We start from the raw sequence: 15,481 nt of genomic DNA, 5'->3' as shown, positions 1-15,481 counted from the left end.
CATGGTTTCCATCGTCATCGACCGCACAGCGGGGCAGGGCCCGCACGGCAATAATTGCCGCCACGATCATGCCGCCGCGCATGGGCCGGTCGCCGCGCTGCCGGTGAGCGTCAACGGCGTTTCGATCTCCCGCAAGGATATCGCCGTGGAAACGCAGAACTTCACCGCCGACAACCCCGGCGCCGCCTGGCATGCGGCCGCCCGCGCCTTGGTGATCCGCGAACTTCTGGTGCAAGAGGCGGCGCGGCTTGCCATAGCGGCAGAGCCGCAAGCGGATGACGAAGGGCGGATGGAAACGGACGAGGATGCGCTCCTGCGCGCGCTCATCGAACGCGAAATCCGAACCCCGGAAGCGGATGAGGAAACGCTTCGGCGCTTCTATGAAAACAACCGCAAGCGCTTCATCACGCCGCCGCTCTTCGAGGCCGATCATATTCTTGTCGCAGCGCACAGGGAGGATGCACTGGCCTTCGCCGCCGCGCGCGACAAGGCGGCGGCGCTCGCTCTGGTCCTCGCCGCAGAACCGGAACGCTTTGTGCAGCTTGCAAGGGATTGCTCGGATTGTCCTTCGGCCAAGGTCGAGGGCGGTCGAATCCAGTTCGTTCAAGGCGAGACGACGCCGGAATTCGAGGCCGCGCTCGCGACCCTTGCTCCCGGTGAAATATCGCCGCCGGTGGAAGCCCGTTACGGGATTCATCTTGTCCGTCTGGTGCGAAAGGTTGAAGGTTCCGTCCTGCCGTTCGAGGCGGTCAAGGATCGGATCGCCGATTATCTTGAGGAGCATGTGCGCGGTCAGGCGACGGCGCAGTATATTTCCCTGCTGATCGGGCGCGCCGATATCAGCGGCATCGAACTCGAACTCGAAGGCGCGGCGACGCCGCTGGTGCAGTGATGCTGGGCTCTCTCATCGCCTCGCTCGAACAATCGGAGACCGCGACGGCGCTCATCGCCACGCTTGGCGTGGACGGGCTGGCACAGCGCGTCGAGCAGGCCGCCGCTGCCGCAACCATGGAGTCGGCCGATTATCTCTCCATGACGGTCCTGTCATTCATGGAAACCGCATCCGACGAGCATTTCGTCCAACTGGTCGGCATCATGAACCAGGCCGAAGATCCGGGACTCGCCGCCATCCGGGCCATTCTCATGAAGGCCCTGCCAGAGGCGCGGGCGAGGTAAAGGACGGCCCATTTCTGTCTGAAGGATATCGCGTATGCAAATGACCCATCCAGATTTCCCCATTACGGCAATCGTCTATTCCAACGGCTCCGAATTCGAAACCTTCCTGCTGGAAGCCACCGCGACGATGGCCGGCGAGGGCATGCGGCTGGCCGGCCTCGTTCAGCATAGCCGGTCGAAGCCGGGCCGCACGCGGTGCGATATGCATCTGCGGGATCTCTCAACAGGTAAGCTCTACGGAATATCGGAAGACCGTGGGCCTCACGCGAGGGGCTGCGTCCTCGATACCGACCGGCTGCTGCATGCGTGCGCGGCGGCGGAACTGGCACTGTCCAGCCAGACCGATCTGCTCGTCCTGTGCAAGTTCGGGAAAACCGAAGCGGAAGGCGGAGGGTTCAGGTCGTTGATCGTCAAGGCGCTGGAACTTCCGGTTCCGGTTCTGATCGGAGTTCCCATGATCAATCTTGCGCCATTCCGCGCCTTTGCCGACATGCTCGCGCGGGAGATCGCATTGCCGGAACTCATCTGCGACCGGTCAGCCACCCCGGCGAGGGCATTCGCATGAGCGCGGAGGCCGGGCCGATGGTCCATATCGGCATTCTCACAATATCCGACCGCGCCAGTCGCGGCGCCTATGCCGATCTCTCTGGACCGGCAATCCGGCAATGGCTGGAGCGGGCCATCATCTCGCCGTGGACGCCCGTGCCTCGGATCATCCCTGATGGTTTCGAAAGCGTCCGCCGCGCATTGATCGACTTCTGCGATCAGGATCGTGTCGATCTCGTACTGACGACCGGCGGCACCGGACCATCGGCGCGCGATGAGACGCCGGAGGCCATGCATGCGGTGATCGAGAAGGAGTTGCCGGGCTTCGGCGAGGCCATGCGGCGGGCGAGTCTTGAGACGGTGCCCACCGCGATCCTCTCGCGCCAGATGGCCGGCACGCGCGGCAAGACCCTGATCGTCAACCTGCCGGGAAAACCATCGTCCATCGATCTTTGCCTCAATACGGTATTTCCCGCCGTTCCCTATTGCCTGGATCTGATCGGCGCCCGGCGTATCGAGACCGATCCGGTGATCGTAGCGGCCTTTCGGCCAGCCTGACATCGGATGGCGGCTTCAAACCGCTGCGGAATGCCGCGCCGTTCCGCGCGCCAGATAGCGGTCGAATTTTGCGGCTATTGCTCGCGTGAATGGGCGGCCTTCTGGGGTGATGGAAAAGATGCCGGCGTTCCATTCACACAGGCCCGCGCCCTGATCCGCCGCAGTTGTCATCGCGCATGAAATGGCCTCTTCCGCCATCGGCCCGAAATGTTTCCGTAAAACCTCCGCTGAAAACGCGAAATCGCACATCAGCCGCTCGATGATCCAGCGCCGCATCCGGTCGTCGTCGGTGAGTTCGATGCCGCGCACCGTGGCAAGGCCATGAGCGCGGATGAGGCGCATATATTCGCCGGTCGCGGTGCTGTTTTGCAAGTAGCCTTGCGGGAACTGGCTCACGGAGGAGGGGCCGAGGCCGATGAGCGTAGCGCAGCGATCATCGGTATAGCCCTGAAAATTGCGGCGCAGCGTGCCGTTGGCGGCGGCAAGCGCCAGCCCGTCGCCGGGGCGCGCAAAATGGTCGATCCCGATGGGGGCGTAGCCTTGCGCAAGGATATGGTCACGGGCGGTTTGCGATTGCATCAGGCGCGCCGCGCTGCCGGGCAGCGACGCCTCGTCAATCATGGTTTGATGCTTCTTGAACCATGGCACATGGGCGTAGCCGAAGAGGGCGAGCCGGTCCGGATGCATCATGAGCGCCTGCCGGAGTGTGAGGACAAGCGTTTCGGTCGTCTGATATGGCAGGCCGTAAAGCAGGTCGAGATTGACTGAGCGCACGCCGCGTTTGCGCAAGCCCTCCACGACCGCATGGGTGGTCTCGAAACTCTGCTCGCGGTTGATGGCCTCTTGCACGCGAGGATGAAAATCCTGAATGCCGAGGCTGGCGCGGGTCATTCCCATCGCCGCCAACGCATCGAGCCGGGCCTCATCCATATCGTTGGGATCGATTTCCACGCTGATCCGGATATCGTTCGCGAAGGTGAAGGCGCTTCGCAAGGCGCGATCCAGCGCGGCGAGGTCGGCGGGTTTGAGCATCGTCGGCGACCCGCCGCCGAAATGCAGTGCGCCGACATTTGCCCTGTCGCCGACGAGGCGGCCAATGGCCGCGATCTCCTGATGGAGCACGTTGAGATAGGCCTCCACCGGCGCGTAGTGCCGCGTCTGCTTGGTGTGGCAGGCGCAGAACCAGCAGAGCCGGTCGCAAAACGGGATATGGACATAGAGCGAAACCGGCTCGCCGTCGGGCAGATGACCAAGCCATGCCTTCAAGGCGCGGCCCCCGAGCCCTGCATGGAAGTGCGGCGCGGTCGGGTAGCTCGTATAGCGGGGGGCGGTATCGTTAGGCCGAAACGCCGGATGTGCTGACATCGCGCGAAATCTCCGTTTGTGCCGGATAAATAGCGGCTGCGGCGGCCCTTGCCTTGATCTCCATCAAGGAGAAGAGCGCTTGATCTGAATCAAGGGCGAGACCCCGAAAATGCGTAGAAACGACCCTATGGGCTTGCCTCGCGCAAGCTGGCGTTTGATTTCGCGCAGGGGAATTTCGATGAGACATGGATGGGCGATCATAGGCTCGGGGCTGATGGCGTTTCTTGCGCTTGTCGGCGCCGGATTGGCGAAGGACGCGGCTTTCGCAAACCATATGTGGGTGCTGGTCGCAGTAATGATGGGAACGACCATCGTGCTGCTCCGCAGGGTGGATTTCGGCCCGGCTCCTGTCATCGATACATCGGGCTACATGGATGGCCCCATCCGTTACGGGACGATTGCCACGATGGGATGGGGCGTTGTCGGCCTGCTGGTCGGCGTTGTCGTCGCTCTGCAACTCGCCTATCCCGATCTCAACATCGAGCCATGGTTCAATTTCGGGCGTATGCGACCGCTGCATACGTCGGCGGTGATCTTCGCCTTCGGCGGCAATGCGCTGATCGCCACCTCCTTCTATGTCGTCCAGCGCACCAGCCGGGCCCGGCTTTTCGGCGGTGATCTCGCCTGGTTCGTCTTCTGGGGATACCAGCTTTTCATCGTCATGGCCGCGACCGGCTATCTGCTCGGCTCGAACCAGGCGCGCGAATATGCGGAGCCGGAATGGTATGTCGATATCTGGCTGACAATCGTCTGGGTGGCCTATCTCGTCGTCTTCCTCGGCACGATCATCCGCCGCAAGGAGCCGCATATCTATGTGGCCAACTGGTTCTACCTGTCCTTCATCGTGACGATTGCCATGCTGCACATCGTCAACAATCTCGCCATTCCGGTGTCGTTTACCGGATCGAAGAGCTATTCGGCCTTTTCCGGGGTTCAGGATGCGCTGACGCAATGGTGGTACGGGCATAATGCGGTGGGCTTCTTCCTGACGGCGGGCTTTCTGGGCATGATGTATTATTTCATCCCCAAGCAGGCGAACCGCCCGGTCTATTCCTATCGCCTGTCGATCATCCATTTCTGGGCGCTGATCTTCCTCTATATCTGGGCCGGCCCGCATCATCTGCACTACACGGCGCTGCCGGACTGGGCGCAGACGCTCGGCATGGTCTTCTCCATCATGCTGTGGATGCCCTCATGGGGCGGCATGATCAACGGGCTGATGACGCTGTCGGGCGCCTGGGACAAGATCCGCACCGATCCGATCATCCGTATGATGGTGATGGCCGTCGCCTTCTACGGCATGGCGACCTTCGAAGGCCCGATGATGTCGATCAAGGCGGTCAATTCGCTCAGCCATTATACCGACTGGACCATCGGTCATGTGCATTCCGGCGCGCTTGGCTGGAACGGCCTCATCACGTTTGGCGCGCTCTACTTCATGGTGCCGAAACTGTGGAACCGCGAGCGGCTCTATTCGGTGCGCATGGTCAACTGGCACCTCTGGCTGGCGACGCTGGGGATCGTGGTCTACGCGGCGGTCATGTGGGTTTCAGGCATCCAGCAGGGGCTGATGTGGCGCGAATATGACGAGCAGGGCTTCCTGATCTACTCCTTCGTCGAGTCGGTGGCCGCCATGCATCCCTACTATATGCTGCGCGCGCTCGGAGGCGGTCTCTATCTCGCCGGCGCCATCCTCATGGCCTTCAATCTCACCATGACCATTCTTGGCCGCCAGCGCGAGGAAGCGCCCATCGGCGGGCGTGCGCCCGCCCTGCAGCCGGCTGAATAAGGGAACCTCATCATGGCACTTCTGGACAAACACGCCATTCTGGAACGCAACGCCACGCTGCTTCTCATCGGTTCGTTTCTGGTGGTCACCATCGGCGGCATCATCGAGATCGCACCGCTGTTCTATCTGGAAAACACCATCGAGAAGGTGGAGGGGATGCGGCCTTACTCACCGCTCGAACTGGCCGGGCGCAACATCTATATCCGCGAGGGCTGCTATGTCTGCCACAGCCAGATGATCCGTCCCTTCCGCGACGAGGTCGAGCGCTATGGGCATTACAGCCTCGCCGCCGAGTCCATGTACGATCATCCGTTCCAGTGGGGCTCCAAGCGCACCGGGCCGGACCTTGCCCGCGTCGGCGACCGCTATTCGAACGAGTGGCATGTGCAGCACCTGATCGAGCCGCGTTCCGTCGTGCCGGAATCGATCATGCCGAGCTACGCCTTCCTGAAGGACAATCCGCTGGAGGTGAAGGGGTTCGCCACGCATCTCAAAGCCAATGTGGCGGTCGGCGTGCCTTACACCACCGGGATGATCGAGAACACGGAAGCCGACATGCGGGCGCAGGCGGACCCGAATGCCGACACATCCGGCATAGAGGGCCGCTATCCCAAGGCGCGTGTCGGCGATTTCGACGGCAATCCGCAGGCGCTCACCGAGATGGATGCGCTGGTCGCCTATCTCCAGATGCTGGGCACGCTGGTGGATATGAAGACCTATGACGAAACCGCAGGCGACAGGTAGGAAAACCCATGGATTATCACAGTTTGCGCGCCTTCGCCGATAGCTGGGCCCTTCTCGTCATGGCGCTTTTCTTCATCGGCGTGGTCGCCTTCGCCTTTCGGCCCAACAGCAGGGCACATGCCGACGAGGCCGCCCGTATCCCCCTCAAGGAGGATTGAGATGAGCGAAAAACATGTGGACGAGGTATCCGGCGTATCGACGACCGGCCATGAATGGGACGGTATTCGGGAACTGGACAATCCGATGCCGCGCTGGTGGCTTTGGTCCTTCTACGCCACGATCGTATGGGCGGCGGGCTATACGATCGCCTATCCCGCCTGGCCGTTGATCTCGGATGCGACGCGCGGCGTTCTCGGCTATTCCAGCCGCGCCGACGTTCGCGGCGAGATGGCGGCGGCGGAAGCGCAGAAGGCGGGTTATATGGCCGATATCGCTTCCAGCACCGTTCCTGAGATCCTGGCCAACGACGCGTTGCGGCAGGTGGCGATTGCCGGTGGAGCCGCCGCCTTCAAGGTCAATTGCGTGCAATGTCACGGATCGGGCGCCGCCGGTTCCGCGGGATATCCGAACCTCAACGATGACGACTGGCTCTGGGGCGGCTCGCCAGAGGCCATCCAGCAGACGATAACGCACGGCATCCGCTTTGCCGGCGACGATGACACGCGCCAGTCGATGATGCCCGCCTTTGCCGATATTCTCGATGCCGGACAGATCGCTGCCGTCGCGTCCTTCGTCGCCAGCCTGTCCGGCACGCCGTCGAAACCGGCGCTGGTCGAGGAGGGAAGGGCGGTTTTCGCCGATAATTGCGCCGTCTGTCACGGCGCTGATGCGAAGGGAAACGTCGAGCTTGGCGCTCCTAATCTGACCGACGCTCTCTGGCTGATGGGCGGCACGGAGGCGGAAATCGCCCGGCAGGTCCAGTCTCCCAGACATGGCATCATGCCCGCATGGGGGGCGCGCCTCGGGGAAACAACGGTGAAGGAACTGACTGTCTTCGTCCATTCGCTGGGCGGCGGCCAGCCCTCCACCGATTGACATCGATCAAGGCAACCAAAGCATTTCACTTTTAGATGGAAACGCTGCGTAAACTGGAATGCCCCTCATCCGCCTACCGGCACCTTCTCCCCGTAAAGAACGGGGAGAAGGAAGAAGCGGCATCGTCTATGCCTCCCTCTCCCCGTTCTTCACGGGGAGAGGGTAAGGGTGAGGGGCAGATTACAGCCGATTCCATGAAAACAGGAACCGCTCGAAATGCTCAATCAGGCTGACGTGGAGAGGGTTGACGCCGCAGCGGTCAATTCGGCGAAGAATCGCCAGTCGCCGCTTTATGCCGCACGGCGCAAGATATTTCCCAAGCGCGCGGAAGGTTCCTTCCGGCGCTTCAAATGGTTTGTCATGGCGATCACGCTCGGCATTTACTACCTGACGCCGTGGCTTCGCTGGGATCGCGGGCCGCACGCGCCGGATCAGGCGGTGCTGGTGGATATCGCCAACAGCCGCTTCTACTTCTTCTTCATCGAGATATGGCCGCAGGAATTCTTCTTCGTGGCGGGGCTTCTGGTGATGGCGGGGATCGGTCTTTTCCTCATCACCTCCGTCGTCGGGCGCGCCTGGTGTGGCTATGCCTGTCCGCAGACGGTCTGGGTCGATCTGTTCCTCGTGGTCGAGCGCGGGCTAGAGGGCGATCGCAACGCCCGCATCAAGCTGGACGCCGCGCCGTGGAGCCTGCGCAAGCTGTTCCTGAGAACGTGCAAGCACTGCATCTGGCTGGTGATTGCGGTGGCGACCGGCGGCGCATGGATATTCTATTTTGCCGATGCCCCGACGCTGCTCGTCGATTTCGCAACCGGCCACGCCGCGCCGGTCGCCTATATCACCGTCGCCATCCTCACGGCCACCACCTATGTTTTCGGCGGGCTGATGCGGGAGCAGGTCTGCACCTATATGTGCCCATGGCCGCGAATACAGGCGGCGATGCTCGACGAAACGTCGCTCACCGTCACCTATAATGACTGGCGTGGCGAACCGCGCTCGCGCCATTCCAAGCGGGCCATGGCGGCGGGTGAAATCGTCGGTGATTGCATTGATTGCAATGCCTGCGTCGCCGTCTGCCCGATGGGGATAGACATTCGCGACGGGCAGCAGATGGAGTGCATCACCTGCGCCTTGTGCATCGATGCCTGCGATTCCGTCATGGACAAGATCGGGCGCGAACGCGGACTGATCTCCTATGCGACGCTCAGCGACTATAACGCCAACAAGGCGCTGGCGACGGGGAACGGGGCATTGCCGATCACCCCGGCGCTGGTGCGCGGCGTGAGCGGAGGGCTTTCGCCTGAGCTGTCCCATGTGCGTGCGGCCACGCTGCTGCGCCCCCGGACACTGCTTTATTTCGCCGTCTGGTCGCTGATCGGGATCGCGCTCGTCTATGCGCTGCTGGATCGCACCCGGCTCCAGCTAAACGTCATTCAGGATCGCAACCCGCAATTCGTCCGGCTTTCCGATGGCTCGATCCGCAATGGCTTCACGGTGAAGCTCCTGAATATGATCCCCGAACCGCGCACGATATCGCTGCGGCTGGCCGATCTGCCCGGCGCGACGATGACGGCGGTCGGCGTATCGAGTGAACCGGTGACGCAACTGCTCTTGCCCGTCGAGCCGGACCGTCTGCGCACGGTCAAAATCTTCATCCGCCTCCCATCGGGCGAGGCGGGTGGAGACCATAACTTCCGGCTGATCGCATCCGACACGCAGGGGCCGGAAACCGCTGAATACAACGCCACTTTCAACACGCCGGAGGCTTCGAAATGAATACGCAGCGGCGGTTTACCGGCTGGCACATGATCGCGGTGATGGTGGGCTTCTTCGGCACGATCATCGCGGTCAACCTCACCATGGCAAGCTTCGCGCGGTCGAGCTGGACCGGGCTGGTGGTGGCGAACTCCTATGTCGCCAGCCAGCAGTTCAACGAGCGCATGGCGGAAAGCCGGGCGCAAGCAGCGCTTGGATGGAATGGTACGCTCGAAACGGATGCGGGCCATATCCGCTACCGGCTCGCCGACCGCAACGGCCTTCCGGTCGAGGCGGCGGGCGGCAAGGTCGTCTTCCGCCACCCCGCCTATGAGGGCGCGGATTGGAGCGCTGAGCTGAAGGCGGGCGAAAAGGGGCTGCTCGTGGCCGAGGCAAAAGTCGTGGACGGGGTTTGGCTGGTCGAGATGGATATCGATGCGGGCCTCGTCCGACCCTATCGCCGGATGATCCGTGTGACCATCGACAAGGGGATCATCCAATGACCTGCTGCGCCGTCGCAACGCCTATGGCGCTCGATGCCGAGCTGGCGCGCTCCGAGGCGCGGTGGAACGAAGAGCTGAAACTGGAAAGCCGCGATCTTGGAAACGGTCTCCATCAGGTGGAGCTTTCGGTGCCCGATGTTCACTGCGCCGCCTGCATCCAGAAGATCGAAACCGCGCTGGCGGGGCTTGCGGGCGTCGACTATGCCAGGGTCAACCTTTCCACCAAGCGGCTTTCCGTCCGCTGGCGGGAGGGGGATGTGCCGGCAATCTTCAAGACCCTGCACCGGCTCGGCTATCCTCCGCATCTCTTCGACAATAGCGCGGCGGGCGAAGATCGTGCGCTTTCGCAACTGATCCGGGCGGTCGCCATCTCAGGCTTCGCCGCCGGCAATATCATGCTTCTGTCCGTTTCCGTGTGGTCGGGAGCGGAAGGGGCAACGCGGGATCTCTTTCACTGGATCTCCGCGCTCATTGCCGTCCCGGCGCTGATCTTTGCCGGAGGAATATTCTATCGCTCCGCCTGGAATGCGCTTCGCCATGGGCGCATGAACATGGATGTCCCCATCGCGCTCGGCGTCTCGCTTGCGTATGGAATGAGCCTCTACGAGGTGATCAACCACGGCCCGCACGCCTATTTCGACGCGGCAGCGTCGCTTCTGTTCTTCCTGCTCATCGGCAGGACGCTTGACCATGTCATGCGGGAAAAGGCGCGTTCGGCGGTGACGGGGCTCGTGCGGCTCGCCGCGCGCGGGGCGGTGGTTCTGAGGGCCGATGGATCGCGGGAGTTTCTGCCGCTCGCCGAGATCGAACCTGATATGAGGGTGCTGATCGCGGCGGGCGAACGCATTCCGGTGGATGGCGTGATCCGGGAAGGGGCCTCCAGCCTCGATTGCTCGCTGGTGACCGGCGAAAGCGATCCGCAGCGCGCCAGGCCCGGCGACATGCTGCGGGCGGGAACGCTGAACCTGACCGGTCCACTGATGATCGAGGTGACGGCGGGGGCGAATGGATCGTTCCTCGCCGAGATCGTGCGGCTGATGGAGACGGTGGAGGCCGGGCGGGGCGGCTATCGGCGCCTTGCCGACCGTGCATCCGCGCTTTATTCGCCTGTCGTCCATCTGACGGCGCTCATCACGTTTTTCGGCTGGATGGCGGTATCGGGCGATTGGCACCGGGCCATCACCATCGCCATCGCGGTCCTGATCATCACCTGCCCCTGTGCGCTCGGACTGGCAGTTCCCATCGTTCAGGTCGTGGCGGCGCGGCGGCTGTTCGAAAACGGCATCATGGTCAAGGACGGTTCGGCGATGGAGCGTCTGGCCGAGATCGACACGGCGGTTTTCGACAAAACCGGCACGCTGACGCTTGGCAAGGTGCGGCTGAAAAGCGCCGAGGCATCCGATGAGAAAGTGCTGTTGATTGCAGGCCTGCTCGCCTCCCATTCCAGCCATCCAGCATCGCGGGCGATCAGCGAAGCGTGTCCCGGCGAGGCTGCGCGGATCGAAGAGATGGCCGAAATCGCCGGATTGGGCATTGAGGGGCGGATCGGCGGGGAGCTTTACCGGCTGGGGCGGGCAAGCTGGGCGGTTGGTCAAGAAGGCGGAAATGGCGCTACGGTTCTAAGCCGGGACGGAAAGCCCGTGGCTTCCTTCACCTTCGAGGACACGCTGCGCCCGGATGCCGGTTCGACGATCCGAACGCTTGCCAGCCAGAACATCGCCATCGAGATGCTTTCGGGGGACCGGGCCGCTTCGGTTCGCAGTATTGCTCATACCCTCGGAATCGAAACCTGCCATGCCGAGGTCTTGCCGGCCGGCAAGCTGGAGCGCCTGAGCGCGCTTGCAGCCGAGGGACGCAAGGCGCTGATGGTCGGCGACGGCCTCAATGATGCGCCCGCACTCGCCGCCGCCCACGTATCGATGGCGCCGGCGTCGGCGGCAGATATCGGGCGCAACGCGGCGGATTTCGTTTTTCTCCGCGACAGTCTCTGCGCCGTGCCGCTGGCTCTGGCGGTTTCGCGAAATGCCAACCGCTTGATCCGGCAGAATTTCGCCCTGGCGCTCGTCTATAATGCCATCGCCGTTCCGGTCGCCATTTTCGGCTATGTCACGCCGCTGGTGGCCGCCGTTTCGATGTCGGTTTCCTCGATCCTTGTGGTCGCGAATGCATTGCGGCTGCGCCCATCTGTTCCCTGTTCTCACCCGGCTGCTCTTTACCGGCGGGCGGGCCATGCTGCGAGCGCCCGATGAACACGCTGCTTTACCTCATGCCCTTGGCGCTTTTTCTGGGCGGGATGGGATTGGCTGCCTTCCTCTGGGCGCTAAGGAGCGGGCAATATGATGATCTGGACGGGGCGGCGGAACGCGTTTTGATCGATGAGGACATCGTTCTCCAGTCCGGCCCCCTTGGGAGGAGGAAGGGTGATGAGTGAGGAAAGCGAGGCAGGTGTTTCGGCTGCGGCATTCGCCGCCATGGCGGGCAGCCTGAATGCGGTGTGGTATGAACAGCTCGCGCTCTGCGACATGCTGGAGGCGCTCGCGGACGGGTTGCCTGATAGAGCCGATCGGGGCATGTGCCTTGAAGCGGCGGAAGCTATTTCAGGTCTGCTCGCGCGGGCGCACAGGCTTGAGGAAAGCGTGCTGTTTGCGAATATCGCGCGGTATTATGGCCGATGTCCGGGCCTTTCCCAGATCATCAGCCGCCTGCGGCATGATCATATCGCGGACCAAGCCTATGCTGAAGAATTGCACGATGCGTTGACCGCGCATGGCCGCGGTCTTGCGAAGCCGTCGGCGGAAACGCTCGGCTATATGCTGCGCGCCTTCTTCGAAAATATCCGGCGGCATATCCGTTTCGATATGGAGGTCCTGTTGCCTCTGCTGACATCCGGAGAGCCGGATGTCAGCGCGGACAAAATCAACCGCAGCGGGATTTGAGCCGTTCCAGGTCAGGCACGGTGATATGCCGGCTCGCCACGATTGCGATGACGCCGGCAATACGAAGCTTGGTCATCTGGCGCGAAACGGTCTCGATGGTCAGCCCGAGGAAATCTCCGATATCGGCGCGTGTCAGCGGAAGATCGAACTCGGCGCTTTTCGTGTTCGCCTGGTGGGCTTGCGGGTCCGTATGGGTGGCGATCAGGTAAAGGAAGCTCGCAACTTTTTCCGCGGCGCTCTTGCGTCCGAGCGTCATCATCCAGTCGCGCGCTTCATCGAGCTCGCGCAGCACCTGCTGCATCAGCCGATGCTCGAGCTGCGGGTACTCGGCGATCAGTTTTTCAAGCGCAGCGCGCGGCACCTTGCACAATTCGACGTCGGAGGCTGCCTCCGCCGTGATCTGGTTGTCCTGGCCGAAAAGCCGCCCCATGAAATCGGGGGCGAACTGGAGGCCGACGACCTGCTGCCGTCCGTCTTCCAGCATCTTGGTGAGCTTGACCACGCCACGCATTACATTGGCATAGGCCGTAATGGGCGTATCTTCTGTGCTCAACTGCTCGCCCCGGTCGTGCCGTGTTATGCGGGTGTGCTTGGAAAGCGCCAGCAACTGTTTCGGATCCAGTACGCCGCACATGCCTTTATGGCGGATTTCACAGCTCTGGCAAAGGACTGGCGTATCGGAATTGTGGATATCGATGCGGCTCATCATGCCTCGTCTCCGTAGCGGCAATCTATGAATCTTGCCGCCCGGCACTTTCTGTTTTTGAACTCAGCGTTCTCCAGATATCGGTACAGACAATGGTGGTTTCCGGAAAGGAGCATATTGTCTCAGCCGCCAGCCTCGGCAATGTGCTGGATGGCGGGATGGGCATTGTTCCTTCGGGCTTACCTGCCCACCCTGAGCGGACCGGTTCCAAGGCCGGTGTTCAGTGCGGCGTCCCGGATGAAACCTGTTTGATCGCGGACAAAGAGCGCTGGTCGCATTCCCGGCACACTATCGAATTGCTCATGAAGCGAGACAAGGTGAAGACATGCCAGTTCCCCGTATAAAGCCCGGAAATTATCCGGCGATCCTCTCCTATGGCTTCCGGCCGTTTTTCCTCTTGGGCAGCCTTTATGCCGGCCTCTCCATTTTATTCTGGCTGCCGCTTTTCTACGGACATCTCGAAACCGCAAGCCTGTTCGCGCCGGTGGACTGGCACATCCATGAGATGCTGTTCGGTTATCTCGCGGCCATCGTCACCGGGTTCCTGCTCACTGCGATACCGAACTGGACGGGGCGTCTGCCTGTGCAGGGGTGGCCGTTGCTCCTGCTTGTTATCCTTTGGCTGATCGGGCGGTTTGCAGTGTTTTATTCGGGACAGATCGGCTGGTTGGCTGCCGCAGTCGCGGATTGCGCGTTTCTCCTCGCCGTGGCGGTTGCCGCCGCAGTGGAGATCGTCGCGGGCAATAATTGGCGCAATGCGAAAGTGCTGGCGCCGGTTGTCGTTCTTTTCGTCGCAAATGCGCTGTTCCACATCGAAGCGCATCTGGATGGGCTGACCGATGCAAGCCGGCGTCTGGGCATTGGCGCGGCGCTTGTGCTCATCATGCTTATCGGCGGCCGGATCATCCCGAGCTTCACGCGCAACTGGCTCGCCCGCGAAAATCCCGGACGCCTGCCGACGCCGTTCGGTCGCTTCGACGCCATGGTGATCATCATTTCCAGTGCGGCACTCGCCGCGTGGACATTCGCGCCAGACGGGCTTCTTGTCGGTTTGGCGCTGCTCGCCGCAGGAGGCCTCAATTTCTTCCGTCTGGCGCGATGGGGCGGCGACAGAACGCTGCGCGATCCGCTCGTTTTCATTTTGCACATGGCCTATATATTCGTTCCTGTTGGATTTGTGCTCGCCGGTCTTGCTATATTGTTTCCTCAAACGGTTCCCCCGATCGCGGCCCTTCATGCCTTTGGCGTCGGCGCGATAGGATCGATGACGCTGGCGGTGATGGCGCGCGCCACTCTGGGGCATACGGGACGCGACCTCCACGCCGGTGCCGGCACCTGCATGATCTTTGCGGCGGTCACGGTTTCAGCAGTGCTCCGCATCGCGGTGTCATTCACGTCGAGCACTGTCGTGCTGCACGCGTCGGCTGCGCTATGGGCGGTCGCGTTTCTTGGCTATGTCCTGTTGTACGGACGGGCGCTGATGACGGCAAAGCTGCGCCCTCGGGCAGTGCGCGCCTGATGGCGGCTCAATGTTTTCGTGGGGTGGGCTTGTTTTCGGCGATGAGCGTGAGTTGATGCGGGTCCGTAACGATCACTTTTTGTCTTCCGTTCCGCATGATTCCCTCGCTTTCCCAGTTGCTGAGGTGACGGCTTACGCTGAACAGCGTCGTGCCTGTCATTTCGGCGATGTCCTGTCGCGTGATCGGGAAATCGATGGCGATCTCTTCACCTGATGTACGTCCGGCCTGCTGCAGGAGGCGCAAGAGCACCCGCGCGATCCGTTGCTCGACCTGCTTGCTCGAAATCTCCAGCACCCGGTCATGGGTTTCCTGCAGACGTGTTCCGATTGTGCGGCAGGCGCCGGCGTCGAAGGTCGGAAGCCGCTCCTGCAACTGCGGCCAGACGGCATTCGGCCAGATCAGGACGACGCAATCGACCGCCGCCACTGCGGTTGCGGGATAGGCGGATGCGCCCATGGTCACCGCTATCCCGAACAATTCACCGCCACTGATATAGCGCGCGACCACCTGCTGTCCCTCGGGGGACGTTCTCACGACCCTTACATGGCCGGAAAGAAGCAGGAAGAAAGATCGAGCCGTTTCACCTTGGGAGAAGATCGCGGTTGCCCGGGGGTAGCGGGCTGACCGGGCATGGGAAAGCGCAAACTCCATTTGTTCCGTCGAAAGCCCCTGAAACAGCGGAAGCCCAGCGATCAGTGACTTGTCAAGGCTTGGCATGGTGGTGCTCCATTTTTCGCCAGTATAGCCCAGGGCTTTCCGGTTTTTGTTTGATCCAGCGCAAATAGAGGGGGTGGCAGCACCGCTATAAGCGCGATCGACAAGCGATCTCGCTTCGCTTCAGGAAAGGA

18 protein-coding genes are annotated in these 15,481 nt (G+C 62.0%); 15 read left to right on the top strand and 3 right to left on the bottom strand.

From position 1 onward, the window contains the following. The first annotated feature begins 1 nt into the window (after position 1). The 4 genes from C5748_RS19625 to mog are packed head-to-tail and all read left to right on the top strand — an operon-like array spanning position 2 to position 2,280. Entirely contained in the window at positions 2-892 is an 891-nt protein-coding gene (locus C5748_RS19625) for a peptidylprolyl isomerase (protein ID WP_105743627.1), read from the top strand. Further along, complete coding sequence (locus C5748_RS19620) at positions 892-1,176, top strand: hypothetical protein (RefSeq protein ID WP_105743626.1); 285 nt, start codon at positions 892-894, stop codon at positions 1,174-1,176. Before C5748_RS19625 ends, C5748_RS19620 begins: the two co-directional genes overlap by 1 nt. A gap of 40 nt (positions 1,177-1,216) precedes the next feature. Continuing rightward, complete coding sequence (locus tag C5748_RS19615; protein ID WP_158259900.1) at positions 1,217-1,741, top strand: DUF2478 domain-containing protein; 525 nt, start codon at positions 1,217-1,219, stop codon at positions 1,739-1,741. Positions 1,742-1,758: 17 nt separating this feature from the next. After that, positions 1,759-2,280 (top strand): molybdopterin adenylyltransferase, encoded by a 522-nt coding sequence (gene mog / locus C5748_RS19610; protein WP_105743656.1) that lies wholly within the window; start codon positions 1,759-1,761, stop codon positions 2,278-2,280. 15 nt (positions 2,281-2,295) lie between these two features. Here mog and hemN read toward each other — a convergent pair whose 3' ends face one another. Then, on the bottom strand, positions 2,296-3,645 hold the full coding sequence (gene hemN, locus C5748_RS19605) for an oxygen-independent coproporphyrinogen III oxidase (RefSeq protein WP_105743624.1): 1,350 nt from the start codon (positions 3,643-3,645) through the stop codon (positions 2,296-2,298). A gap of 178 nt (positions 3,646-3,823) precedes the next feature. Between hemN and ccoN the strand changes: the two genes are divergently transcribed. From ccoN to C5748_RS19560, 9 genes are all read left to right on the top strand, one after another. Next, positions 3,824-5,434: a cytochrome-c oxidase, cbb3-type subunit I gene (ccoN, locus tag C5748_RS19600; protein WP_105743655.1), complete on the top strand. Its 1,611-nt coding sequence runs from the start codon at positions 3,824-3,826 to the stop codon at positions 5,432-5,434. Between the two features lie 12 nt (positions 5,435-5,446). Next, positions 5,447-6,178, top strand: coding sequence for a cytochrome-c oxidase, cbb3-type subunit II (gene ccoO / locus C5748_RS19595; protein ID WP_105743623.1), 732 nt, complete (start codon positions 5,447-5,449; stop codon positions 6,176-6,178). 8 nt (positions 6,179-6,186) lie between these two features. Further along, entirely contained in the window at positions 6,187-6,336 is a 150-nt protein-coding gene (locus C5748_RS19590) for a cbb3-type cytochrome oxidase subunit 3 (RefSeq protein ID WP_105743622.1), read from the top strand. Between the two features lies 1 nt (position 6,337). Next, positions 6,338-7,213: a cytochrome-c oxidase, cbb3-type subunit III gene (gene ccoP / locus C5748_RS19585; RefSeq protein ID WP_105743621.1), complete on the top strand. Its 876-nt coding sequence runs from the start codon at positions 6,338-6,340 to the stop codon at positions 7,211-7,213. Positions 7,214-7,429: 216 nt separating this feature from the next. Then, entirely contained in the window at positions 7,430-8,989 is a 1,560-nt protein-coding gene (gene ccoG, locus C5748_RS19580) for a cytochrome c oxidase accessory protein CcoG (RefSeq protein ID WP_105743620.1), read from the top strand. Beyond that, positions 8,986-9,471 carry a FixH family protein gene (locus C5748_RS19575; RefSeq protein ID WP_105743619.1) on the top strand — a complete coding sequence of 162 codons (486 nt, stop codon included), beginning with the start codon at positions 8,986-8,988 and terminating at the stop codon, positions 9,469-9,471. Before ccoG ends, C5748_RS19575 begins: the two co-directional genes overlap by 4 nt. Further along, complete coding sequence (locus C5748_RS19570) at positions 9,468-11,720, top strand: cation-translocating P-type ATPase (RefSeq protein ID WP_105743618.1); 2,253 nt, start codon at positions 9,468-9,470, stop codon at positions 11,718-11,720. Before C5748_RS19575 ends, C5748_RS19570 begins: the two co-directional genes overlap by 4 nt. Then, on the top strand, positions 11,717-11,902 hold the full coding sequence (gene ccoS, locus C5748_RS19565; protein WP_105743617.1) for a cbb3-type cytochrome oxidase assembly protein CcoS: 186 nt from the start codon (positions 11,717-11,719) through the stop codon (positions 11,900-11,902). Before C5748_RS19570 ends, ccoS begins: the two co-directional genes overlap by 4 nt. Further along, entirely contained in the window at positions 11,895-12,407 is a 513-nt protein-coding gene (locus tag C5748_RS19560) for a hemerythrin domain-containing protein (RefSeq protein WP_158259899.1), read from the top strand. Before ccoS ends, C5748_RS19560 begins: the two co-directional genes overlap by 8 nt. On the opposite strand, the gene C5748_RS19555 is transcribed toward C5748_RS19560, so the two are convergent. Continuing rightward, positions 12,388-13,116: a Crp/Fnr family transcriptional regulator gene (locus tag C5748_RS19555; protein WP_199194847.1), complete on the bottom strand. Its 729-nt coding sequence runs from the start codon at positions 13,114-13,116 to the stop codon at positions 12,388-12,390. The two genes, C5748_RS19560 and C5748_RS19555, sit on opposite strands and share 20 nt — an antisense overlap. A gap of 89 nt (positions 13,117-13,205) precedes the next feature. Between C5748_RS19555 and C5748_RS28620 the strand changes: the two genes are divergently transcribed. Together C5748_RS28620 and C5748_RS19545 are read left to right on the top strand one after the other, a co-directional pair. After that, the gene (locus tag C5748_RS28620; RefSeq protein ID WP_199194846.1) at positions 13,206-13,457 is read left to right on the top strand and encodes a hypothetical protein; all 252 of its coding nucleotides are present in this window, start codon (positions 13,206-13,208) and stop codon (positions 13,455-13,457) included. Further along, positions 13,439-14,632: an NnrS family protein gene (locus C5748_RS19545; RefSeq protein WP_105743614.1), complete on the top strand. Its 1,194-nt coding sequence runs from the start codon at positions 13,439-13,441 to the stop codon at positions 14,630-14,632. Before C5748_RS28620 ends, C5748_RS19545 begins: the two co-directional genes overlap by 19 nt. A gap of 7 nt (positions 14,633-14,639) precedes the next feature. Here the strand turns inward: C5748_RS19545 and C5748_RS19540 are convergent, their stop codons facing one another. Next, complete coding sequence (locus C5748_RS19540) at positions 14,640-15,350, bottom strand: Crp/Fnr family transcriptional regulator (protein ID WP_105743613.1); 711 nt, start codon at positions 15,348-15,350, stop codon at positions 14,640-14,642. Positions 15,351-15,481 lie beyond the last annotated feature (131 nt).

Source organism: Phyllobacterium phragmitis, from assembly GCF_002980495.1.
Lineage (GTDB): Bacteria > Pseudomonadota > Alphaproteobacteria > Rhizobiales > Rhizobiaceae > Paramesorhizobium > Paramesorhizobium phragmitis.
The sequence above is the reverse complement of the archived record's forward strand: the minus strand, read 5'-3'. Positions and strand labels throughout refer to the sequence as shown.